Origin of the sequence: Ferrovum myxofaciens (assembly GCF_013181415.1) — a bacterium.
Classification (GTDB): Bacteria; Pseudomonadota; Gammaproteobacteria; order Burkholderiales; family Ferrovaceae; genus Ferrovum; species Ferrovum myxofaciens.
On sequence record NZ_CP053676.1, the window covers coordinates 264,166 to 285,811 of the forward strand.

Sequence of the window (21,646 nt, forward strand, 5' to 3'; positions counted from 1 at the left end):
GAAAGTTTTACTCTCAGGGGCGTGAGAGTCGGTCGGAATTTTTGGACAGGTCGTTAAGTGATAATGTCATAGGAATTACTAAACCTCCCCATGCCTAAAGGCAGGGGGTTCTAAGGGCGAACCCACCGGGGTCTCCTGGCTCTCGCGTCGCCGCTACAGCATCCAGGCCATGACCGATGGCAAACCCTCTATCACAAACGACCTGCTCTAACGGTGTTGCCACCGTGATTTTGCCCGAAGGCTCTATCTTCGCAGGTTCGGAACGCAGCCACCCCGTTTGCAGCAGCACAGGTTTCTGAGCCGCCCACATTGTTTCAATATGGGATGGGTGGTGCGTGTTGCTCATAACGCAGCGTGCGAGGAATGCGGAATACACATCCCGTTGCACAACTCCCGATCCATCCCCCAGCACATGCCACCGCTGACTGAGCGGCTTCTTTGTGAAAACTCCGGTGGTGTGGTCGTACTGCGACATTTTCAGCGACCAGGTGTGCAAATCAATCAACTTGCCGCCAGCACTTTCAGCCTTGCGACGCAATTGTTCGACGAACATTCCGGGTGCTCTGACTTTCACGCTCTTGCCATAATTCTTCTGGAAGGCGAGGTAAGACAGGGTTTCGGACTGGATGACATTTCCCAGTCCGAGAATCTGGTTGGCAAGCTCACCATGGGCGCGTTTGCGCTCAGCCGCCAACTTGCGTTCCACTTCCGCATATTCGGTGCGGATTGCCGTGTAGTGTTTGCTCGGCGCGAACTTCTGGCCTTTTTTCCATGTGCCGTTCGCGTTAAAACAGAGCGGGTTCGTGGCACGTTTAGACCTGTCCATGGCACGTTGCAAGCGGCGGGTTTCTTTCCATGGCTGAACCACGGTGTCGCAGAATTTCACCAGCGATGCGGAGTTGTCGCCGACCACAGCAACCGTGCTCGGACCGATGTCCAGACCAACGATTTCGCCACAAGCCTGCTCGTGCTTTGCCGGGGCGATGCCTTCCTGCATGAGTTGCACAAACCAGCGGCGTGAGCCGGAAACAACGCGCCACAGCACGCGGCAATACTTTGTTTTATTGGTGAGCGCTTGGTGCAAATACGGGTCTTGTGTTTTGGAGGGTAGCAAGGCCGGTAGCGTGAGGTCGCCAAACTCGATACAGCCCGTTTCAGGCTTCCAGATGATGTTGGCCGCATTGGTGGTTGCCTCAAGCGAATGCAGGGGGCGGGAAGCACCTTTAAAACGTGGGCGACCGCGTTTACCAAAGGCGTATTGCTGCACGGCTGCGAACACCTGCTCCGCGATGCGCTGGGTTACGTTAGAACCAAGCCGGTCTTTCCATCCCGCTTCATTTTTGCAGGTACGGGCAAAGGTGATGATGGCCGCAGGCGTGAACCCTGCTTCTTTCGAGAGCCGCTTAAACTCGTCGGAGCGCAATTTCTTGTCGGCGATGGTGCGGGTGTGCTGCCAGTCTTTGGACTGCTTCAGCAAGCCATGGCGGCGTAGTGCTTCGCCTAATGTTGCGTTATACAATCGCTTTCCAGCTTCCAAACGCCCAATCATTGTCCTGTCTTCCGCAGGCTTCACAACCAAGGGAATAGTGAGGACAAAAGTGGGTGTGCCGGTGCGTTTCATTTGTGCTTTTGCTGCTCGATATATTGTTTAACCACTTCAAGCGGTGCGCCGCCAATCGTCGATACAAAGTAACTATTCGTCCACAAGGTCGGTAGCCGCGACTTTATCCATTTAAATTCTTCGCGTATCAGTTTCGATGATCTGCCCTTCATCAGCTTAATCAGCCGGTGTATTCCGAACTGGGGGTCAACCTCTACCAGTAAATGTACATGATCCGGCATAACCTCAAGTTCCAATATTTCACATTTATACTCAGTAGCAACGTCTTGTATAATTTCTTTCAGACGAACGTCAACGCCCTTCACTAAAACCGAACGCCGATACTTAGGACACCAAATAACCTGGTACTTACAGGAGTAAACTACGTTCAGGTTGCTCTTATATTTTATAGTGTAATCGTTCATGCAAAGAATTATATAGATGCTATTTGTATAATGCAAGCGAAATCTAAGTCAAAATCAAATTCCCGCTTTCCTCCCCATGGCTAAAGCGAGGGGATTCTCGCGGAGATGGGTTGAGGCGTGACAACTCACGATCCTGACCAACTCGAACTTTTCCCCGATAATCCACTGTTCTGATCAAAAAACGACCCAAAACCCCAAACTTACCCTCGGAAATTTCAACCTGCGGTTCTATGGAAAATTCAGACTGCTGGTGACAAAGAATGTATGGGTGCGAAAACATCGCTTCGACTACATCCGCCACGCTGAGAATCCGCGCCTCAAGCATAATGGCATCACCAACAATTCCTAGCCGCAGCAGTTGTTTTCACCGGACTGCTTTGGGGGACAAGGAACGCTACCATAGGAACAGAACACACAGCAGTCACCTGGCTTTGGCTTAAGTAGGGTTTTGCAGTTAGTACATTCATAAAACCATTGGCAGGCATCGGTTGGCATAGTCAGCGTTTCCGCATGGTCGCATTTTGGACAGGTTAGAATGGATTCAAGCTGTAGCGCCATAATGCGAGCGCCTCTCAAACCTTTCTCAGATAGCAGGCCTTCAGCATGAAGTTGCCAGCGTCCATTTTGCAGTCTACCTCGTGGTCACCACCGGTCAAACGGATGCTTTTTACCTTGGTACCCATCTTGAGCGTAATGGACGAACCCTTGACCTTCAAGTCTTTGATGAGTACCACTGAGTCACCGTCAGCCAGCACAAGGCCATTAGCATCCTTAATCACTGCCGCAGCGTCATCATCGGCTTTTTTAGGCTCTTTCATTGGCCACTCATGACCGCAGTCGGCGCACACATAGTTTTCTCCGTCCTGGTAAGTATTCTCCATGGCGCATTGGGGGCAGACGGGGATAGTTGGCATAATGGCGTTCAGATTGTGAATGGTTCCGGCATTTTAGCGGACTCGTTGCCTTCGGAACAAGTTTAAAAGAGTCCGAATCAGCCGATTATCGTGACCAGTCATCGGCGGTGAGCGGAATCAAGATGATTGATGGTTTGATTTGCACGCTCTGTGATGGGTTGTAGACGGCTGTCAGAATCCGCATAAATCTGATGGTGGATTTGACTGAGCAATATTGTGACCGTCACGCAAATGTGAGGGTTGAGGGATTGCGATGGGGTGGTGAACGACCGCAGTGCTTATGCGGTGCTGAGTGGTGCAAATTGTTTGAGGGTTTTCCGGGAGCCAGGGATTTTGTTCCCATCCTCAGGAAGGGGGGGGCCGGGCTGACCCAGAGGGGCTGCCCGGCTGAGAGTGCGAAGTTCAGAACAGTTCTTCGGTTACATTGGGACGATAGCCGAAAGCGGCGTTTTGCGAGGTGGCGCTGCGCGCCATCCCTGCGAACGGCTTTTCTGGAGGAATGAGTTGGTCGGCATGATGGCTCAGGATCTGGGCGTAGTAGGCTGCTTCAAAGCGGTGATACAACTGCACCAGAACATCGGCCAGCGCCGCTGCGGCCTCATTGGAGAGTTCCGGAAGTTCAATGTCGAGGATGGCGGTGGGTGGACGCTTGTTACGGCGCGAGGTGAAGATCAACTTTCTCTTGGTCATGATTTTCCTTTGGGTCATTAGCGGGCCCGGGAGTTGCGCCGGGTTGAGTGGGTGGTGGAATTGGGGGAGGCAAACACCTCCAGGTAGAGTTTGTCACTGAACTTTAGACATTCGCGGGTTTTTCCAAATACCGAAGGCACCCATCTGCGCGATAAATATTTTCAAAAAAAATGCAAAAAACACTTGACATGAAATCCGATTTGCGAGGTCGCTGCGCTACCCGCTCGGGGTTGTTTTTGAAGCGGGTAGCGCAGCGACCAATGAAGGGTTTTCAACCCCTGATCCCTCTTCATGTCGCTCACCTCCTCGGTCTGTCTGCTGCTCTCGGAATGGATTTCCTTTCTTTTGGCCGCCGTTCCACCCCGTTCCCGCCGAACCTTTGTCGAACTTCTGATCGGTTGCATGCTCAACCCGGAAGGCTGGGTCACTCGTGCCATCGGTGCCATTCGCCGCGAGGCGCACTGGACCACCTACTACAAACTGATCGAGCGGGCGAATGTCTCGGTCGCCGACTTGTCCATTCAATTGCTGCAATTGACGCAAAGAGTTTTTCCAAACGAGCTGGTCAACCTGATTATCGACGATACGCTGGTTCCTCGTTGCGCGAAGAAAGGGCCGGGGATCAGCGTCAAACACGATCACAGCCACAAGGCCAACCGGCCCACCTTTTTGAACAGCCAAGGTTGGGTCACACTGGCCCTGGTGGTGCGGGTCCGATTGGGTTCGGCGCTGACCATCCCAATTCGTTCCTGGTTGGTCGAAGAATCCGGCCAACGCGGCAAACTCTGGGTGGCTCGGCAGTTGATCGAGTCGGTCAGAGGGAATGTCAGGGAAGCGCGTCTGCTGATCGATGCCTGGTTCATGCGCAAGAGTTTGATTCTGCCCTTGCTCGAACAGAGGGTACGCATCATTGGTCAGGTGCGACGGGATACGGCACTCTACCTGCCTCCGGAACCAGAACCGAAACGCCGGGGGCCGAAACGAAAATACGGGCAGCGGCTCGATGCAGCCATGCTGGATACATTGCCAGCGCAGGAAATGAATCTGATGCTGTACGGCAAACTGCAACGGGTCCGGCTGCGCTCGGCCATCACCGTGGCGCGATTCCTGAAGGGGGTGCCCGTGCGGGCGGTGTGGTGCGAGATGCGTCAGGACGACAATACCTGGTCGCGTCCGCGCCTGATTCTGGCCACCGAGACGGAATTGTCGGCTCAGGCCGTGGTGGAAATCTACGCCGAACGCTGGGGTATCGAGCCTTTGTTCCACAACCTGAAGCGATGGTGGGGGGTGACGAACCTGTGGCAACAATCGAAGGGGGCTCTGGAACTGTGGATGCAGATTCGTTCCACGGCCTATGCACTGACCCAATTGCTCGCCCTGAAACTGTGGGAATCCTTCCCGCTGATGGAAATCGCGCCCTGGCGCAAGGGAGCAATGATCACGGCGGGACTTTTCGGTCAGTGGATGCGCATCCAATTTATCGGACTTCCCGTACGCCATGCCTCACCTTGTGCGCACAGCGACAACCCGAAGTCGGGGAATTTCGTGATGCCTTTCCCCACTCAGGATCAACGATTGCAGTGCTGAGGCGCGCAACCCCCTGTCCATCATTGTCGAATCGCCCTGTTTCGTGTTTTCCCCACCTCACCACCATGGAAAATCCTGGGTGGCTGGGAGAGGCGTATGTCTAAAGTTCAGTTCTACTAATTGTTCGACTTCTGTAGCCTTGGCCTGTACTTCCTGTTGAGTATTGACTCCCTGTTGACGAAGCAAATTCAAAAGCCTTATCAGGGCAGCCGCATCACCTCGTCTCGGGCGTAGATGACGAGCCCGACATCGGAGGTAGCGCTTGGTATGTTCGAGGGTAATCTCATCCACGGCGACTTTATTTCGTTTTAGCCAGTGGCTGAAGTCAGCAACAAATCTAGTCTGCAGATGTGCTGAACTCTGAGAATAACCCTGCTCATTCAATAGTGCTGTAAAGGAATCGATGTGCCCCACCAACGGCCCATCGGGAATGTGCGACAACGACCACGAATATTTGCTTGGCTGTTCCATGATGCCCTCCTTGCAATTAGTGCTGCAAAGAGGGTTAGACTATGTCCAGTAAAATTTGGTCAAACCGTTGGCTGGAGTGCTAATGGAAAAATACCGGACATAGTCCGGAAAGGGAGATAGTGGCGCCTATGTCCTTCAGGCAATAGGCGCCATAGTTATGCCACACATCTGATCGAAGCGGGCGTTGACCTGCTGGAAGTGCAAAAAATCCTCGGGCATCGATCCATCCTCACCACCCTCCACTACACCCACCTCACCGAACAAGGCCAACTCAACTCGCAAGCGTGTCTCAACCAGTTGATGGGGCAAATCCAGATCAGTTGGGGCAAGGTCAAATGATCCGGCTGGCGCACATTGTTGAAGCCTATGCGGCTGAGTTTATTGCTCAATATGGTCATTGTTTGATACCCGGCCAATTGACGGCGTTGAATGCCTTTCAAACTTGCCGCAGCAGCATGAGTCCCAAGATGCAACTTGCCTGTGACGATTGCCCAGAACTCAGTTATTTGCCACATTCCTGTGGGCATCGATCATGTCCGCATTGCCAAGCGCACGAATCCCAGCGCTGGATAGACCAGCAGATGCAAAAGCTCATTCCCGGAAATTACTTCATGGTGACATTCACCTTGCCCGCCCAATTCCGTGCACTGGCCTGGTTCAACCAGCGTGTGATGTATGACCTGATCACCCATAGTGCGTGGGAAACCGTCAACACCTTCAGCCAAAATGACAAAAAGTTGCGTGGCATCACCGGTGCAGTGACCGTGTTGCATACCCACAACCGTCGACTGGACTACCATCCGCATGTACATCTGGTGATGCCGGCCGCTGCGTTCGACAAAAAACGGCGGCTGTGGCGCAACAAGGATGGGGGGTATCTGTTCAATCACACCGCATTGGCCAAAGTATTTCGTGCCAAGGTACTGGAGGGTATCAAACAAGCCGGATTGAAGTTGCCGGGTGCTTATCCCACAGATTGGGTGGTGGATTGCAAGGAGGTTGGTTCAGGCCAACAGGCACTGATTTACCTCGGGCGTTATCTGTATCGGGGTGTGATACAGGAGAAAGATATCCTGTCCTGCGACAAGGGGCAGGTGACATTCCGTTACCAAAATAGCCAAACCAAGCAAACTGAAACCCGTACCCTCAGTGGCGTGGCATTCCTGCGTCTGGTTCTGCAACACATTCTGCCCAAAGGTTACCGCCGTGCCCGAAACTTCGGCTTTTTGCATCCCAACAGCAAATTGGTTCAGTTGGTACAACTCATCAAACGAGTCGTGCTTCCTCCACCGAAACCCCGCCCGACGATACGTTGTAAATGTTGCGGCGGGATAATGAAGATCGTGCGCACCCGCCTCAAATCAGTATTCGTCCAGCAGGTTACGTCAGGGAACTTTGGGCAAGGTGTCGCAAGTGCGGAGACAGCCATGTAACGCGACACACTTCGCCAACCTGCCATACTTGGCAGGCACGGGTATACTCGCCCTGCAAAAGGACGAAATCAGGTAGAAACGCATTAAAAATGGCAGGTTAAGCGCAACGGGTTGCTGCAATGGCAACGTTAAGGTGGTGAAATTGGATGCGTGGTGAGGGATGATCACCGCCGGCACCACCGCAGTCAGAGAGATATTTCCATAATAAGGGTCACAGAGGACTTGTTGGGCTTGTCCAACAAACGGTTCAGATCGTGGCTTGCGCACGATCTAACCTTATTCGTTAAGCAACCGATACTTTCCAGCCCATGTATCAGCGAAGATGAAATAAAAATGGTGCCCAGGAAGGGACTCGAACCCCCACACCTTGCGGCGGCAGGACCTAAACCTGCTGCGTCTACCAATTTCGCCACCTGGGCTAATTCTCTTTGGGGATTTTAACTGATTTTGCGGGGAAAGGGGATCAATGCTTCAGCCAGTTTTCCAATATCATGCGTAACTCATTGGGTTTGAAGGGTTTGGATAGGTAGTCACTCATGCCCGCATCAAGATAGCGCTGGCGATCTCCTACCATGGCATTGGCGGTGAGTGCAATGATGGGAATGGGGGAGGATCCCTTGAGTTTTTCCTTGGTTCTGATCTGATGGGTTGCCGTGATGCCGTCCATGATGGGCATCATTCCATCCATCAGAATCAAGTCAATGGGATTTGATTCCCATTGAAGGAGAGCTTCTTCTCCATTTCCTGCCAGAATGACCTGGCATCCTTCCTTCTCCAGAATTTTTTGGGCCAGGAGACGATTGGTGGCATTATCCTCGGCAATCAGCACCCGTGCGCGCTTAAGGGAGGGAAAGACTTGGACGGGCAGTTGGGTAGTCAAGGGGAGGACAGCGGGGGGGTTATACTGATAGGGCAAAATAAAGTGAAATGCTGAGCCTTTTCCAAGTTCGCTTTCAACATAAATGGAACCACCCAACATTTTTATTAGACTTGAGGAAATAGTCAAACCCAACCCGGTTCCCCCGAACTGTCGGGTGATACTGCCATCGCCTTGAGTGAAAGCACTAAAAATCTGTTCCTGCTGGTTTTTTGGAATACCGATACCACTATCAGAGACACAAAAATGCAGCGCATTCGGAAGGGAATTCTCCGGTTCAACTTGCACCTTTACATGGCCATGGGCCGTGAACTTGATAGCATTACCCACCAGATTGACCAGAATCTGGCAAAGTCGGTCGGGGTCTGAACCGATCAGAATTGGTAGATCGGGTTCGACTTCAAGAGAGAAATGTAACCCCTTGTCTTTAGTCTGAATTTGAAATGGGCGAATGGTTTTTTCCAAGAAAAGACGCAGGTCAAAAAACTCATGAGCCAAGGTAAGTTTTCCGGCTTCAATCTTAGAATGATCCAGAATATCATTGATAAGAGTGAGCAATTGCTGGGCTGAGAATTTGACGAGGTTGAGATATTCTTGTTGTACGGGGGTCAATTGAGTATCCAATACCAGATCGGTCATGCCCATGATGCCATTCATGGGGGTCCGGATTTCATGGCTCATGCTGGCGAGAAATTCACTTTTCATACGGTTGGCTCGTTCGGCAATCTCGTATGCCTTGACCAATTCTCCTTCGAGTTTCTTGCGTTCCGTCATATCGGTAATGGTGCCAACGACCCGTAGGGGATTGTTTTGATCATCCCGTCCAAACACCATCCCTTGGTCTAGCATCCACACATAATGCCCCTGACGATGCACCATGCGATGCAAACTACGATAGACCGGAAGTTTTCCCGCCAGATGATGTTCCAAACGTTCCATACTGGCGGGCAAGTCCTCAGGATGAATGCGACTGGTCCAATCTTCGAAACGATTCCCTAATTCTTCTTCCATGAAACCCAACAGCGACTTCCAAGAGGAAGACATGAATACGGTATTGGTGACGGGGTTCCAATCCCAGGCCCCATGCCCTGCACCCTCCAGCGCCAGTTTCCAGCGCCGCTCGTTATCTGCCAAGGCTTGGCGGGTGGTGTTCAATTGGGCGTGTTGTTGGCAGGCTTGTATGGCTACCCCCAGTTTACAGGCCAGGGGGCCGATTTCCTGAACCAGGTCGAGGGGCAGTGAGATGTTGCGTGCCAGTAGCAGAAAGCCGATTTCAGGAAGCGGCCAGAGATAACAGTGGTACTTATCCATCGAAGTATGAAATATCGATTTTATCCCTTTGTTTCGTCGGTCATATTGACTCATAAGTCGGTACAGAAATTCCATCTGGAGTTCATGACGGGTGTTGCGGGGTAACGTCATGAGCTGGATGGGATCTTCTTCACCGCAGCGCGTAACAACGGAGGCCAAGGTACACCCCAAACGGCGCATGAAGACCGGAAGGGTGGACTTGAGCATTTGTTCCAGATTCAGACTGATGCCAATGGACATGGCAATTTCCTGCAGGACTTCCTGCTGGACCATCCGCCAGGACTCTGGATTCTCCATCAGAAAAAACCCACCACGGCTGTCTTGTTATAGAACTCCAGATAATCTTGACCGCTGTTCGCAATTTCACCGATGGTCAAGGCACCCAGCATAGGACCAGGGGAGTGGATAACCGCCAGTTCCTGGCGGAAATCCTGTTCGAGAAAAAGTGCGCGCGAAATACAATCCACTACGAATTGAAGTTCATATGGACGGGACTGACTTTTACACCAAGCCTCGTGAGCCATGGCGTGAGCTCGTTGTGCTGCCTGGATCAGAGTGTGCTGGTTGCCGTGCAATACGCGTACAAAAGCGCCCGTAGGCACTTCACCGGCACAGGTAATGTGCTGGTTCTGGGTCGACAAAGGATCACGGACCACCATTTCCGCATCGAGGCGAGTAATTCCAAAGGGATAGGCTTTAGCAATGGAAAAAAAGTTGTCTGGGGTTATGTGTTGTCCCCCATGATTTGCCAGGATTTCTTGATACACCTCAAAGGCGGGACGCCAATCCAGCGAATGAATGATATTTCCCTGAGCGGAGGTGACCTTGTAAGGTCTGGAAATGGAGTCCCAGCCATGGGCAACTCCAACGCCGCTGGGGTAGTCCAGGAAGACCAACAGGGCACTGTCCTGCAGCAGACCGGTGGGGGTGATGATGCAGGGCTTGGGTTGGAGGGAGAGTGATCCACAGCCACCACCCAAATAATTGAGTTCCAGCCCAAAGGTATTGAACAGTCCTTCGATTAAACTGGAAATATGCGTAGCAAATCCATCGACGAATACCAGCAGGGTCTGAGTGTCCGGAGAGGTGGGCAGGTTGAAGGAATGGTCAAGAATTTCGTCAAAACAGGAATGTTGGGACAGATTATCCAGGATGACAAAAACGGGCGCACGGGATAAACCAACCACCACCACCCCCTCGGACCAAGCTTTTCCTTCATGCAATACTTGAGGAAAAATACCCCCCAGAACGGGTTTGGTGCAGGCATGCAAGAGAGGATTCAGATTGGCCGGGGTATAGCCGTTGGCATCGCATGCCAGGATCAGAAGGGCTGCTACTTCAGGAGTTTGCTCGAATAACTCGAGGTGCTTTCGCAGCGCATTGATCTGGGTCGACGGTTCAAAAATAAATGAGGTATGAAAGGGCATGGCCCCATGATAACTGAAAGAAATTGATATTGGGAGAGGGGGCGAAGGGAAAAGATGGATAAAAGTTCACAGACTGACGTGGTTATTGCACGGATATTTGCAGGTTCAGATCCTGAACCGAATCCACCGGATGGCCCTCCTTGATTGCAGGAAAAAATCGCCATTGTTGCAATGTTTCCAGTAATAGACGATTAAGTCTGGGGCTTTGGGTAGGATGCAACAATTCTACGGTGACGGTGCCGTCCTTGCTGATATGAAAACGTACCAAGGCGACCTCTTTCAAGGCGGAGGCGCGCAACTCGTCAGGAATGACCGGCAGAGGGTGGATCAATGCACGGGCTGCCCGTACTTCGCTGGCCCCTTGTCCATGTGGGCCAGCGGGTGGCGCATTGGATGAGGCGGGTGGAGGCGGAGTTGAGGTAGTACTGGGTGGCATGGGGGTAGAGGCAGGTGCGTTGGCTGGGGCGGCGGGTGCGGCCGGAGAAGGGGCAGCAGGAGCTTCCGAATGAGGAAGGGGGGGAGGGCTGGGGGAAGTGTTGGGCATATGCAGGACCTGTGGCACGACGGGGGTAGGTTTGGCTGCAGGGGCAGGGGGAGGGCCGGCATGGGCTTCATGGGCAGCGGGCAGTTCAATGATCTGTGCATCCACGGGAAGAGGGGGAGGAATTTTTTTGGCAGGGGGAGCCAGCCATTGGGTGAGCAGTTGCAAACCAAGAAGGCAGAGGACAAGAGCAAGGGGAAGTGTGACTGGCAACCGTGGCCAGAAGGTATCGTTCAGGGTTAGCAGGGTCGTGGGCTCAGTCCGCATGTTTCACAGCAATCAGAAAATGCTGTACGCCAACCCCACGGGCGCGCAACATGGCCTGGACAGTAATGCCATTAGGCGCTTGGCTGTCGGCAGCCACGATGAGATCGGTTTGGTCTGATTTCCCCATTTTTTGTTTCAGCACACTACCCAAAGTCTCCAAGGTAACGGGGGTTTTATCGATCAGAACTTGGCTTTGGGCCGTAATGGTCAAGGTAATGGGGTGCTTGGCCTGGAGGGGGGCCGCATGCCCCTGGGGCAAATTGACCGGCAGTGAGTGGAGATTTTGCATGGACAGCGAAGCCAGCATGAAAGTGGCCAACAGGAAAAACATCACATCGATCATAGGGATGATTTCGATGCGACCCCGGCGATAGGTGCGACGAGGACGGAGTTTCATGGGGATTCCTGTTCGGGAACGGAGAATTCGTAGCCCAGGCGGAGATTGTCCAGAAGATGAGTCCCTAGTCGCTCCATTTCCTCCAGGGCATGGGTTTGCTGGCGGGAAAAAAAATTGAATCCGAACAGGGCGATCAGGGCAATGAATATCCCCACAGCCGTGGCAATCAGGGCTTGTGCCACCCCCCCCGTCACGCCGCTGGGATCAACCAACCCATTGCCTCCAATCAGATTAAAGGCATGCATCATGCCCGTGATAGTGCCCAGCAATCCCAGCAAGGGCGCAGCCGTGACAATGGTTTCCAGGACCCAAAGCCCTCTTCCCATGCCTTTTTCCAGAATTTGTGCTTGGTCCTGAGCGCGCGATTCGATCCACCAGAGAGGGCGTGTACGATGGTCTAGGATGTTACGGCAAAATCGGCCATAGTAATTTCTTTCTCCCGTGCGACGAATTTCCTCATCCAGACTTTCCCAGGTGAACCCGTAGGTGCTGACCAGTTGATCCAGCGAGCGGGGCAAACGGATGAACCCCCAAAATATCCATGTACGGTCGAGGAGAATGACCAGTGCCATTAACGCCAGGAATAACAGGGGATACAGTGTCGGCCCCCCCAGTTGAAGAGCGTGCCAACTTTCGATCAATTCTTGCATGAAATCCATAGCCTCACAAGTCGTTACAAAGGTTTGGTGATGCCCAGAAAAAAACCTCGGGGCATGCCGTATTGAGGGGCACCTACACCAATCCCGGAACCATCCCGAATCAGATAGGTTTGATTGAACAGATTGAGCAGGACCAGACGATATTCCATGGGACCTGTGGAATCAAGAGCGATGGTACGACGTAATCCCAAGTTAACCACCGTATAGGCAGGCAGACTGGTGGTATTGGCAAAACCATTACGCAGTCCGCTTTGGTAGATGAGATCGGTGGACAGGTGGGTGCCGTTCCAATTATAAGCCAAGCCACTGGATGCGGTAAGTGCCTGTTGGTGGTCCACATAAACCCAATTGTTGGCAGCATAACTCAATACGGCAGGAGAAAACAGGTACTGACTAGAACTGATGCCCCGTGCTTGGCTGATGGTGCGTGCCAGATTGGCATAGGAAGAAAAGTTCTCATTCTTGTAGTTGGCAGTGAATTCGATTCCATAGATGAGGCCCTCGTTATAATTGAAAGGGGTCATGATCAGTGCAGGGCCAAACTGGCCCTCGTCGAGCAGGTTGGTGCTCCGACTGTAATAAGTATCCACGCCCACATTGGTTTGGGTATTGAGTTGATGCAAAAGACCGACATCGTAGTAATCGGTGCGTTGTGATTTGACCGGACTGTTTTGACCATTGGCAGCCAGGGTGGTATTTTGGAACAGTGCCAGCGTACTGGTACTGACCAGTTCGTTGGGCGGCGGGGTGAAATATCGTGAATACCCCATGTGCCAAGTGGTTTGTGGGGTCAGGGTATAGACCATGCCGATACGGGGACTCCATTGGTTTTCACTGACAAAGGCATTGACCTGATCGAAACGTAACCCATAGTTGACCGTCATGCGATCGCTTGCTTTCCATTCATCTTGAGTATACAAGGCCCATAGGGTGTTGCCATTGTAAGTATGGTTGTCCGTTATGGGATAAGCAGGTCCCGACACCATACCGCTGCCATTGACTGGAAACAGAGTGGAGGTATTGTTGCTGACGATGTTTTCTGTCTGGCCATAGAAACCGAAGCGCACGGTATGAGTGGGGGTGAGACGCCAGGTGGCATCGCTTTGCAACCCGTTGCTGAGACTGCTGCGCAGAATGTCCGGGGCGACTCCGTTGAAGGCGAGGTTTCCGGGAATGTCGGAGAGATACTGGAGACTTGTGGTGCGACTGAAGACCGAACTTTGGTAATCCAGTTGATCGCTGAGTGAACCTTGCAGGGCTAGGATGGAAAACTGATTGGATTCATTCTGTTGATCGGCGACCGTGGCGGAGTTGTACCCCTTCAGACCCATTTGAGGCAAAATTCCGATTTGATTAGGGTCGGGAACTTGACCCGGGTTGGCGGGAATCTGGAAGGAACCCTGATATCCGCCCAGCATGAGACTGACCTTGGTGGTGGGGTCGAGCAAGTAGGACAGATAACCAAAACCACGAAACTGCTGGGTATTATCATGGATCGGCGAACCGGGATTGGGACGTTGGATGCCCAGGCTATTGCTCAGGTATGAGCCGGTGAAAAAATAGGACAGATTGCCGATGGAATTACCGTATTCCACGCTGGGGTTGAGCGTGTTGAAACTTCCACCGTAAAGGTCGAATTGTCCTGATCCATCGTACTGCTGTTTTGTGGTGATGGAGACGACGCCCGCCGTGTGATCTCCATAGAGAGCAGGTAGAGCGCCCGTCATGAGGTCGATCTGTTGGGCGAAACGGGTATCAAAAAACTGCCCGAAACCATTCATCCCCTCGGGTAACAGGACACCGTCGATGCGGTATTGGATGTTGGCATGATCACCCCGGATATGCAACTGACCAAAGGAATCGTTGACGACGCCCGGGGCTTGCAAGAGAACCTGATTGAGGGGGGTGTTCTCTCCCTGCGGCAAGTCCTGAATGGCTTGGGCATCGAAACGCGTAATACTGCTTGCATCCTGGGTGGAGACCTGAGTACGAGAACTTCTCTTTTGTGCGCTGCTGATCTGAATGGCCAGAGCCTGGGTACTGCCGAGAGTCAGTCGGGTCGCCTGATCTGTATTACCCATCGTGACGATGCCGATGGCATCCTGATAGGGATCTTGGTGGGCTTGCAAACTGTAGGTCCCCGGAGGAAGCGAAAGGTGGAACTGGCCTTGAGCATCACTATGCAGGGTGGCCTGTGTGTTGCCCGAATCATCCTGAACCTGGATTTGAACCTGGGCAATCGGGTTTCCTAAACTATCTTCAACTTGCCCTTGCAAGATATTGCCCGAGTTGGCCAGGGCAACCTGGCAGGTAAACGCTCCAAAAAGTCCCTGACTCAAAAAAAGGATACGAATAAGGCGTTGCAAGATCCTCACCACCGTGGTTGGGGAAATGAGGGGTGAGAATCCAGAAAAAACCGGCCTTGCAGCGCACGAAGCCAGTGCAGAATAACCCGAAAAAATTGTGTGCTTGACCCAGGATGGGGACGAGATTGGATCATGGGGAGGAATGATATCTTGGCAAAGGCTGGAGCGGTGGTGCATGATACTCCATTCCTTCTTTTCTTCCAACCAGATGAAAGTCATGGATTGCGTTGCGGCCGTCAATACCTGAATCTGACGTTCGGGAAAGTATTGCCGGTAACCGAGAAACAATGTCTCCTGACGATCACTTTTTTCGTTCATCCCCCGTTCGGAACTTTATCCGAGCGAGGGATGGCCGGGTTTACTCAGGGATGTCAGGAGGCGTCACCGATTTTTGCGTTTCCACCTGCATCAAAGGCTCACTTTGAGCAGGAATGAAGCGCGTGCGTGCCGTGCGTCGCCGCCGTACCGGGGCAGGAAGTTCCTCTGGTTCCAGGGTAGTGGCACGAGTCTGCACCAACACCAGACCGGATTCGGGAGGGACGGCCAGCGTTTCCTGCTGAAGTGACGTTGCAGGAGCCGAAATTACCGTAGCCACAGGTTTATGGAGGGCCGTTTCCGCAGGTAATGGGGGTTGCTGGATGGTAGATTCTGCGAAAGAAACTGCTTCAGGTTCAGGAGCCTGTTCAGCCCCTGTTTCCGGCGAGGATACAGGGAGAGAGAGGGTTAAGTGCTCTGCACTGGGCGAGGAATCACCTTTTTCTGCTTCAGGCAATAGAATTTCCAACTCGGCCTCGGGCACGGGGATCACTGCAGGGGCAGCGTCAACCTGAAGGGCCGCTTCTGTGTCAGACCGGACGGAAACAGGCTCTTGAAGCACTTCCACCTCATCTTCATCCCCATCACCTTTCTTCAGTACATCTGCCTCAGAGAGAGGAAAAGCGGGCGCAATGGCTCCATTGAAACGACGAGATTTTTCACGTCGTCCTCCCCGTCGTCCCCGACGCCGACCTTCCTTTTCCGCCGGCACGGTGCTGACGCCATCTCCTTCCAGGACTTCCTCAACGGATGATTCTGCCACTACGATAAGGGGTGGGGCAGAGTCATCCGTGGGACGGATTCTTCTTTGTGTCCGGGGGGGCTTGGGGGCAGACTTTGCTTCCGCCGGGGTATCTGGAGCGGTCACTTCATTCTGGGTGGCGGCCTCAAGGACTGGAGAGCGGTTTTGCGGACTCCGTTCCCGTCGTTCTCTTCGTTGACGGGGGGGGCGACGATCCTCTCGTTCGGGGCGAGCGGGAACAGGGGACACCGTCTTGACTTCGGCAGGAAGAAGATGCGAGGCAGGTTCGGGACGGGTCCCGATCGATGCGGAGTTGCCTTTCAGCCAACCTATGATGGTCCCGAACAAACCTTTACGCTCCTGTTCACGATAGGTATGGGCGGGTAGAGCGGCAGGTGCAGGGGCGCGGACCACGGGCATGGGCGCGGGTTGCTGAGGGGTGATGCCGCGGACTGCGGCAACGGGCCGGTCGGGCTTGGAAGGGGTGAGCGCATGGACCCGGGGTTCCTGATTATCCGCGGGAACTTCCACCAACTGGTAACTGGCTTCCGTGAAATCCATTTGATTGGCTTCATCATGGCGAATGCGTACCACAGAATAGTGGGGCGTTTCCATGTGAATATTGGGGATCAGCATGACATGGACCTTGAGACGGGCCTCGATACCATAGATGTCTGGACGCTTTTCATTGAGCAGGAAAGTGGCGACATCCACCGGTACTTGAGCACGCACGATGGCCGTATTATCCTTCATGGCTTCTTCTTGCAGGATACGCAGAATATGCAGGGCAGAGGATTCCGTATCGCGGATCACCCCGGTTCCATGACAGCGTGGGCAAGGGGTATGACTGGTTTCTCCGAGGGAAGGCTGCAGGCGTTGACGGGACAGTTCGAGCAAACCAAAGCGGGAAATCTTGCCGGTTTGGACGCGCGCCCGATCGTAGCGCAGGGCGTCACGCAAGCGGTTTTCCACTTCGCGCTGGTTGCGCGGGTTCTCCATATCGATGAAATCGATGACGATCAGTCCACCCAGGTCGCGCAAACGCAATTGACGAGCAATTTCATCGGCCGCTTCCTGATTGGTGTTGAGAGCTGTATGTTCGATATCAGCACCCCGCGTGGCACGGGCCGAGTTGACGTCTACAGAGACCAGGGCCTCGGTATGGTCGATGACGATGGCCCCTCCGGAAGGTAGACTGACTTCACGACGGTAGGCCGTTTCAATCTGGTGTTCGATCTGAAAGCGCGAGAAGAGTGGTACGTCATCATGGTATAACTTAACCTTGTTAACGTTCCCGGGCATGACGTGACTCATGAACTGGCGCGCCTGCTCGTAAATGAGTTCGGTATCGATGAGAATTTCACCAATATCGGGTTGGAACAGGTCGCGAATCGCTCGAATAACCAGACTTCCTTCCTGATAAATCAGAAATGCGCCTTTTTGACCTGTGGCAGCAACTTCAATGGCAGCCCATAGTTGCAAGAGATAGTTGAGATCCCACTGTAACTCCTCGGCGGAGCGACCGATGCCTGCGGTGCGGGCAATCAGGGACATGCCGGCAGGGACTTCGAGTTGGGTGAGAACATCCCGCAATTCAGCGCGTTCTTCTCCTTCCACTCGCCGCGAAACACCACCACCACGGGGATTATTGGGCATCAACACCAGATACCGGCCTGCCAAACTGATGAAAGAGGTCAGGGCCGCCCCTTTGTTTCCTCGTTCATCCTTGTCAACCTGGACAATGAGTTCCTGGCCTTCCTTAAGTAAACTGGCGATGCGTTGACGAGAAAAGTCACCCTCTTCGTCGTTCAGAGCGGTACGGGCAATTTCCTTGAAGGGCAGAAAACCGTGGCGGTCTGCACCGTAGTCCACAAAAACGGCTTCAAGCGAAGGTTCAACACGACTGACAACTGCTTTGTAAATATTACTTTTTTTCTGTTCCTTTCCGGAATATTCGATATCAAGGTCGATCAGTTTTTGACCATCGACAATAGCCACCCGGAGTTCTTCCGTGTGTGTGGCGTTAAACAACATTCTTTTCATGCTCAGGCTCCAGCGCGCTGGGGCTGCCGGGCGGTAAACACCCTTCCGCAAATCTCCCGGATTTAAGGGGAAATTCGTGAATGATCCTTCAAAGAGTCTGGAAATCCGTTTTTAATGGTGGACAACCTCTTGTGGGTCACGATGGGAATTACCTTCAACGACGTGTGTACCTAATAACGCCGGATCAATCAAATACGGAGCGGTCAGCGCGCAAATCAACAACTATCGCTACTTTTTGGTGAGCGAGATTAACCAGAGTCGAAGACTGATCATCGGTTCGATGAGATAATGAGCGAAATCTCGATGGTCAGCATCCGTATCATTCAATCGTTGTGGATACCTTGCTGGATGGGGCAGAAATTCTCTGCCGTGCCTGCGCCAAACTGGGCATGGATTCCACAAACACTTATTCTAAAACAAATAATGACATTAAGCAAAGCATTCGTGGAATGGCTGGAAGTCGATGAAGATCAAGCCGGTCAACGCCTTGATAATTTTCTCCAGGGATACCTTAAAGGGGTCCCTAAAAGTCACGTCTATCGCCTGTTGCGCAATGGCGAAGTACGGGTCAACAGCAAACGTGCCGATCCTTCCTATCGACTTCAAAGTCAGGATCGTTTAAGGATTCCTCCGGTACGCCGGGCAACTCCCGAGGAGGTGGCGGCAGTCCCTCCTTTACCGGTTTCTCTGCGTTCAGAGGTCCTGCACGAAGATGAGGGATTGTTGGTCTTGAACAAACCCGCAGGGGTGGCAGTCCATGGAGGAAGTGGCATCCGGTTGGGGGTCATCGAACAATTGCGGCAGGATCGCCCAGATGCTCGTTTCCTGGAGTTGGTACACCGCCTCGATCGAGATACCTCGGGATTATTGCTGGTGGCCAAGAAGCGTGCCGTTTTGGTGGCTTTGCATGAATTGTTGCGCCACAACCGTATGGAAAAATCTTACCTTGCCTTGGTACAAGGTCAATTTCCCCAAGCCCGGCAACGGGTCAATTTGCCTCTGCACAAATACATGACGGCCAGTGGTGAACGACGGGTGGCTATCCAGGCAGAAGGAAAACCATCGGAAACCCTGTTTACCCGGCTCCAGACCTGGCCTGAAGCCACCCTTCTAGAGGCACGCCTGCTTACGGGGCGGACCCACCAGATTCGGGTACATCTGGCACATTTGGGGTTTCCTATTGCAGGGGATGACAAATATGGCAATTATGACTGGAATCATCAACTGACCCGTTTAGGTTTCAAGCGTATGTTTTTACACGCAGCCCGCTTGTCCTTCGTTCATCCCCTGGACCAACGTCCGCTGGTCTTCGAAGCTCCCTTGCCGCTGCCTTTGGCCCAGATTCTCACCCGTTTGGCGAAATCGGGATTGGGAGAGGAGTCACTCGCCCCGCCCAGGCGAGTGCGCCAGAAACAGGAATAGGGTAGGGAAGTGATGCAGGTCGGGGGGGGGATGGCGCCGCCATTCAGACACGGAAGCGGTCCAGACCCATTCTTGGGGTCCAGTTAGATCTCTGGCCACACAGAGTTGGGTCATGGGATGCAGAGTGCAACACAAACTGGTGAAGAGAACACCGTTGCGGTAGGGGGTTTCTATGAACGACTGAGTTTCATGGAGGGCCCGCGAACGCTTTTCCAGTTCGATCAGACGGACATTACGGGCGATCTCGGGTACCGGAAGATAGCCATGGAAGGTGAAGCGTTGTCCTTCCAATCCGCTGGCCATGAGACCCAGCAACAACGAGGAGGGACCCGTTTCGGGCACGACCCGAAACCCTGCGGTATGGGCAGCACGGACCAGGCGTGCCCCTGGATCGGCAATGGCCGGGCATCCTGCATCTGACAGTAGTCCCAGGCTATGTCCCTGACTTAACGGTGTCAGCAGGGACTCCAAGTGGGCCATCGTGGTTTCCTGGGTCAGAGAGGATAAAGTCAACTGGGCAATAGGAAGCGGATGGCCGATTCGTTTGAGCAGACGACGGGCCGTTTTCGGGGTTTCCACCACAAAGAAGGAAAGTTGTCTAAAACGATCCAGTAGCCGGGGCGACAGTGTCAGGAGTGCATCAGGTGCTTCGCTCAAAGGAACGGGGAGCAAGTACAGTGTGCCGTGGGGAGTCATGGACGGAAGTCTCAGGGGAGGACGATTCCAAAACGTGCCAACAGAGAGGTCAGAGCAATAAGCGGAAGCCCGATCAAGGCAGTAGGGTCTTCGCTGATAACCTTTTCGACCAACGTGATGCCCAAGGTTTCAATACGTCCGCTGCCGGCACAATCGTAAGGCTGATCCTTGCGCAGGTAGCGTTCGATCTGCGTTGGAGTCAATGTCCGATAATGAACCGTAACGGTCACTCGAAGGGATTCATGATGGCCGCTGGCGGCATCCAGAACGCAAAGCCCCGTGTGAAATTGCAGGGCGCGACCACTGGCCCAGGTCAATTGTTCCACGGCAGCTTCATGGTCAATGGGTTTGCTGATGGCCTGACCATTCCGTTCGGCCACCTGGTCGCTACCGATGATCAGGCCTTGGTGATGGAAGCGACCGATGGCGCGGGCCTTTTCCAGTGACAGACGCAAGCAAGTCTCCTGCGGGTGTTCTTCTTTGCCAGGGGTTTCGTCGATATCCGGGGCTTTCCAAACGAAAGGAATCTGGAGGCGAGCGAGCAATTCGCGGCGGTAGGGTGAACTGGAAGCCAATATCAGGGGAGTCATGGGGGGGTCGTGATTCAGTACGGGGAGACGCAAGGTGGGGAGTATAGCAAAATTGCCGCCGCGATTTGACAGAGGCTGACAACTCTTTGACAGAAAGCAGGGTCGCACGGTAGAATGGAGGGCTTATGTTTGATGCACCCGTACTCGATCCCTATCGCTTTACGGCCCTAGCAGAGCGGGTCGAGGGGGAGTGCCGTCCGGATCAGATACCTGCCCTGCAGGAATATCTATTTTCTCCTGAGGGAAAGATTCGGTTTGTCATGCGTGGATGGGTGGATGAAAGGGGGCGTCGCCTTCTTGAGGTTCAGGTCGAGGGACAACTCTGGTTGGTATGTCGACGGTGCCTTTCTGGGCTCTCCTTTGATTTGGAAGCCCATTCGCGAATACACTTCGTGGGCAACGAGGCGGCTCTGCCAGATCTTGAAACTGAGGATCCTGAAGAGGAAACTCTGGTTTTTCCGGAGTCTCTGGATGTTGCCGAATGGGTTGCAGAAGAAGTATTGCTGGCTTTGCCATTAGCGCCAGTACACGCGGGTGAGACCTGTGTCGGGGCCGAAAATGGCGAAGAAGACCTGGCTGGCAAGACAAGGCCGTTTGCCGTATTGGGCGCATTGAAAGTTCCAGCGCGCGAGTGAAGGACACTTGGCGTTATATTCATTGATCATTTAGGAGTCAGAACCATGGCCGTTCAACAAAATAAAAAGTCCCCTTCCAAGCGCGGTATGCATCGTGCCCATGATTTTTTGACGGCCAAGCCACTGGCGGCGGAACCAACCACGGGTGAAACCCATTTGCGCCACCATATCAGCCCGAATGGCTTTTATCGTGGTCGTAAAGTGGTCCAGTCTAAAAACGACTAACTTTCATTTCAGA

The 21,646-nt window shown here is 53.2% G+C and carries 21 protein-coding genes and 1 tRNA gene; 6 read left to right on the top strand and 16 right to left on the bottom strand.

What is annotated here, in order from left to right; translation table 11 throughout:
• Positions 1-94: 94 nt before the first annotated feature.
• The 5 genes from HO274_RS01305 to HO274_RS01325 form a co-directional block, all read right to left on the bottom strand.
• Positions 95-1,621, bottom strand: coding sequence for a transposase (locus HO274_RS01305; protein WP_273120755.1), 1,527 nt, complete (start codon positions 1,619-1,621; stop codon positions 95-97).
• The gene (tnpA, locus tag HO274_RS01310; protein ID WP_031598455.1) at positions 1,618-2,025 is read right to left on the bottom strand and encodes an IS200/IS605 family transposase; all 408 of its coding nucleotides are present in this window, start codon (positions 2,023-2,025) and stop codon (positions 1,618-1,620) included. The genes HO274_RS01305 and tnpA overlap by 4 nt, the downstream gene beginning before the upstream one ends.
• A gap of 345 nt (positions 2,026-2,370) precedes the next feature.
• Positions 2,371-2,586 carry a GDCCVxC domain-containing (seleno)protein gene (locus HO274_RS01315; RefSeq protein ID WP_150112430.1) on the bottom strand — a complete coding sequence of 72 codons (216 nt, stop codon included), beginning with the start codon at positions 2,584-2,586 and terminating at the stop codon, positions 2,371-2,373.
• A gap of 11 nt (positions 2,587-2,597) precedes the next feature.
• Positions 2,598-2,939: a zinc ribbon domain-containing protein YjdM gene (locus HO274_RS01320; protein ID WP_031597568.1), complete on the bottom strand. Its 342-nt coding sequence runs from the start codon at positions 2,937-2,939 to the stop codon at positions 2,598-2,600.
• A 402-nt stretch (positions 2,940-3,341) separates the two neighbouring features.
• Entirely contained in the window at positions 3,342-3,629 is a 288-nt protein-coding gene (locus tag HO274_RS01325) for a hypothetical protein (RefSeq protein ID WP_273120760.1), read from the bottom strand.
• Between the two features lie 291 nt (positions 3,630-3,920).
• Between HO274_RS01325 and HO274_RS01330 the strand changes: the two genes are divergently transcribed.
• The gene (locus HO274_RS01330; RefSeq protein WP_273120761.1) at positions 3,921-5,216 is read left to right on the top strand and encodes an IS701 family transposase; all 1,296 of its coding nucleotides are present in this window, start codon (positions 3,921-3,923) and stop codon (positions 5,214-5,216) included.
• A 57-nt stretch (positions 5,217-5,273) separates the two neighbouring features.
• Here HO274_RS01330 and HO274_RS01335 read toward each other — a convergent pair whose 3' ends face one another.
• On the bottom strand, positions 5,274-5,687 hold the full coding sequence (locus HO274_RS01335) for a hypothetical protein (protein ID WP_273120763.1): 414 nt from the start codon (positions 5,685-5,687) through the stop codon (positions 5,274-5,276).
• Between the two features lie 198 nt (positions 5,688-5,885).
• Between HO274_RS01335 and HO274_RS01340 the strand changes: the two genes are divergently transcribed.
• Positions 5,886-6,026: a hypothetical protein gene (locus HO274_RS01340; RefSeq protein WP_420537371.1), complete on the top strand. Its 141-nt coding sequence runs from the start codon at positions 5,886-5,888 to the stop codon at positions 6,024-6,026.
• Positions 6,023-7,120: an IS91 family transposase gene (locus HO274_RS01345; protein ID WP_273120766.1), complete on the top strand. Its 1,098-nt coding sequence runs from the start codon at positions 6,023-6,025 to the stop codon at positions 7,118-7,120. The genes HO274_RS01340 and HO274_RS01345 overlap by 4 nt, the downstream gene beginning before the upstream one ends.
• A 334-nt stretch (positions 7,121-7,454) precedes the next feature.
• Here HO274_RS01345 and HO274_RS01350 read toward each other — a convergent pair.
• The 8 genes from HO274_RS01350 to HO274_RS01385 all read right to left on the bottom strand — a co-directional run bounded on the left by HO274_RS01350 (position 7,455) and on the right by HO274_RS01385 (position 18,065).
• Positions 7,455-7,539 (bottom strand) — tRNA-Leu (locus HO274_RS01350).
• A 44-nt stretch (positions 7,540-7,583) separates the two neighbouring features.
• Positions 7,584-9,605 carry a PAS domain-containing hybrid sensor histidine kinase/response regulator gene (locus tag HO274_RS01355; RefSeq protein WP_273120768.1) on the bottom strand — a complete coding sequence of 674 codons (2,022 nt, stop codon included), beginning with the start codon at positions 9,603-9,605 and terminating at the stop codon, positions 7,584-7,586.
• Positions 9,605-10,735, bottom strand: coding sequence for an FIST signal transduction protein (locus HO274_RS01360; RefSeq protein ID WP_273120770.1), 1,131 nt, complete (start codon positions 10,733-10,735; stop codon positions 9,605-9,607). The genes HO274_RS01355 and HO274_RS01360 overlap by 1 nt, the downstream gene beginning before the upstream one ends.
• 82 nt (positions 10,736-10,817) lie before the next feature.
• Positions 10,818-11,543 (bottom strand): energy transducer TonB, encoded by a 726-nt coding sequence (locus HO274_RS01365; RefSeq protein ID WP_273120773.1) that lies wholly within the window; start codon positions 11,541-11,543, stop codon positions 10,818-10,820.
• A complete protein-coding gene (locus HO274_RS01370) occupies positions 11,533-11,940 on the bottom strand; it encodes an ExbD/TolR family protein (RefSeq protein ID WP_031597050.1) in 408 nt (135 codons plus the stop codon). The genes HO274_RS01365 and HO274_RS01370 overlap by 11 nt, the downstream gene beginning before the upstream one ends.
• A complete protein-coding gene (locus tag HO274_RS01375; RefSeq protein ID WP_062187299.1) occupies positions 11,937-12,590 on the bottom strand; it encodes a MotA/TolQ/ExbB proton channel family protein in 654 nt (217 codons plus the stop codon). The genes HO274_RS01370 and HO274_RS01375 overlap by 4 nt, the downstream gene beginning before the upstream one ends.
• Positions 12,591-12,613: 23 nt before the next feature.
• Positions 12,614-15,283 (bottom strand): TonB-dependent receptor, encoded by a 2,670-nt coding sequence (locus tag HO274_RS01380; protein ID WP_273120779.1) that lies wholly within the window; start codon positions 15,281-15,283, stop codon positions 12,614-12,616.
• Positions 15,284-15,323: 40 nt separating this feature from the next.
• Entirely contained in the window at positions 15,324-18,065 is a 2,742-nt protein-coding gene (locus HO274_RS01385; protein ID WP_273120782.1) for an Rne/Rng family ribonuclease, read from the bottom strand.
• Positions 18,066-18,488: 423 nt separating this feature from the next.
• Here HO274_RS01385 and HO274_RS01390 point away from each other — a divergent pair, with 423 nt between their 5' ends.
• Entirely contained in the window at positions 18,489-19,487 is a 999-nt protein-coding gene (locus tag HO274_RS01390) for an RluA family pseudouridine synthase (protein WP_051862231.1), read from the top strand.
• Here HO274_RS01390 and HO274_RS01395 read toward each other — a convergent pair.
• Complete coding sequence (locus tag HO274_RS01395) at positions 19,446-20,183, bottom strand: SAM-dependent methyltransferase (RefSeq protein WP_273120786.1); 738 nt, start codon at positions 20,181-20,183, stop codon at positions 19,446-19,448. The two genes, HO274_RS01390 and HO274_RS01395, sit on opposite strands and share 42 nt — an antisense overlap.
• An 11-nt stretch (positions 20,184-20,194) precedes the next feature.
• On the bottom strand, positions 20,195-20,773 hold the full coding sequence (locus tag HO274_RS01400) for a Maf family nucleotide pyrophosphatase (protein WP_062187295.1): 579 nt from the start codon (positions 20,771-20,773) through the stop codon (positions 20,195-20,197).
• Between the two features lie 125 nt (positions 20,774-20,898).
• Here HO274_RS01400 and HO274_RS01405 point away from each other — a divergent pair, with 125 nt between their 5' ends.
• Positions 20,899-21,408 (top strand): YceD family protein, encoded by a 510-nt coding sequence (locus HO274_RS01405; RefSeq protein ID WP_051862230.1) that lies wholly within the window; start codon positions 20,899-20,901, stop codon positions 21,406-21,408.
• Positions 21,409-21,453: 45 nt separating this feature from the next.
• Positions 21,454-21,633 (top strand): 50S ribosomal protein L32, encoded by a 180-nt coding sequence (gene rpmF, locus HO274_RS01410; RefSeq protein WP_273120792.1) that lies wholly within the window; start codon positions 21,454-21,456, stop codon positions 21,631-21,633.
• Positions 21,634-21,646 lie beyond the last annotated feature (13 nt).

Coding starts and splice junctions, on each gene's coding strand:
- HO274_RS01305 (WP_273120755.1), bottom strand. CDS start 1,621: ATGAAACGCACCGGCACACCCACTTTTGTCCTCACTATTCCCTTGGTT.
- tnpA (WP_031598455.1), bottom strand. CDS start 2,025: ATGAACGATTACACTATAAAATATAAGAGCAACCTGAACGTAGTTTAC.
- HO274_RS01320 (WP_031597568.1), bottom strand. CDS start 2,939: ATGCCAACTATCCCCGTCTGCCCCCAATGCGCCATGGAGAATACTTAC.
- HO274_RS01325 (WP_273120760.1), bottom strand. CDS start 3,629: ATGACCAAGAGAAAGTTGATCTTCACCTCGCGCCGTAACAAGCGTCCA.
- HO274_RS01330 (WP_273120761.1), top strand. CDS start 3,921: ATGTCGCTCACCTCCTCGGTCTGTCTGCTGCTCTCGGAATGGATTTCC.
- HO274_RS01335 (WP_273120763.1), bottom strand. CDS start 5,687: ATGGAACAGCCAAGCAAATATTCGTGGTCGTTGTCGCACATTCCCGAT.
- HO274_RS01345 (WP_273120766.1), top strand. CDS start 6,023: ATGATCCGGCTGGCGCACATTGTTGAAGCCTATGCGGCTGAGTTTATT.
- HO274_RS01355 (WP_273120768.1), bottom strand. CDS start 9,605: ATGGAGAATCCAGAGTCCTGGCGGATGGTCCAGCAGGAAGTCCTGCAG.
- HO274_RS01360 (WP_273120770.1), bottom strand. CDS start 10,735: ATGCCCTTTCATACCTCATTTATTTTTGAACCGTCGACCCAGATCAAT.
- HO274_RS01365 (WP_273120773.1), bottom strand. CDS start 11,543: ATGCGGACTGAGCCCACGACCCTGCTAACCCTGAACGATACCTTCTGG.
- HO274_RS01370 (WP_031597050.1), bottom strand. CDS start 11,940: ATGAAACTCCGTCCTCGTCGCACCTATCGCCGGGGTCGCATCGAAATC.
- HO274_RS01375 (WP_062187299.1), bottom strand. CDS start 12,590: ATGCAAGAATTGATCGAAAGTTGGCACGCTCTTCAACTGGGGGGGCCG.
- HO274_RS01380 (WP_273120779.1), bottom strand. CDS start 15,283: ATGAACGAAAAAAGTGATCGTCAGGAGACATTGTTTCTCGGTTACCGG.
- HO274_RS01385 (WP_273120782.1), bottom strand. CDS start 18,065: ATGAAAAGAATGTTGTTTAACGCCACACACACGGAAGAACTCCGGGTG.
- HO274_RS01390 (WP_051862231.1), top strand. CDS start 18,489: ATGACATTAAGCAAAGCATTCGTGGAATGGCTGGAAGTCGATGAAGAT.
- HO274_RS01395 (WP_273120786.1), bottom strand. CDS start 20,183: ATGACTCCCCACGGCACACTGTACTTGCTCCCCGTTCCTTTGAGCGAA.
- HO274_RS01400 (WP_062187295.1), bottom strand. CDS start 20,773: ATGACTCCCCTGATATTGGCTTCCAGTTCACCCTACCGCCGCGAATTG.
- HO274_RS01405 (WP_051862230.1), top strand. CDS start 20,899: ATGTTTGATGCACCCGTACTCGATCCCTATCGCTTTACGGCCCTAGCA.
- rpmF (WP_273120792.1), top strand. CDS start 21,454: ATGGCCGTTCAACAAAATAAAAAGTCCCCTTCCAAGCGCGGTATGCAT.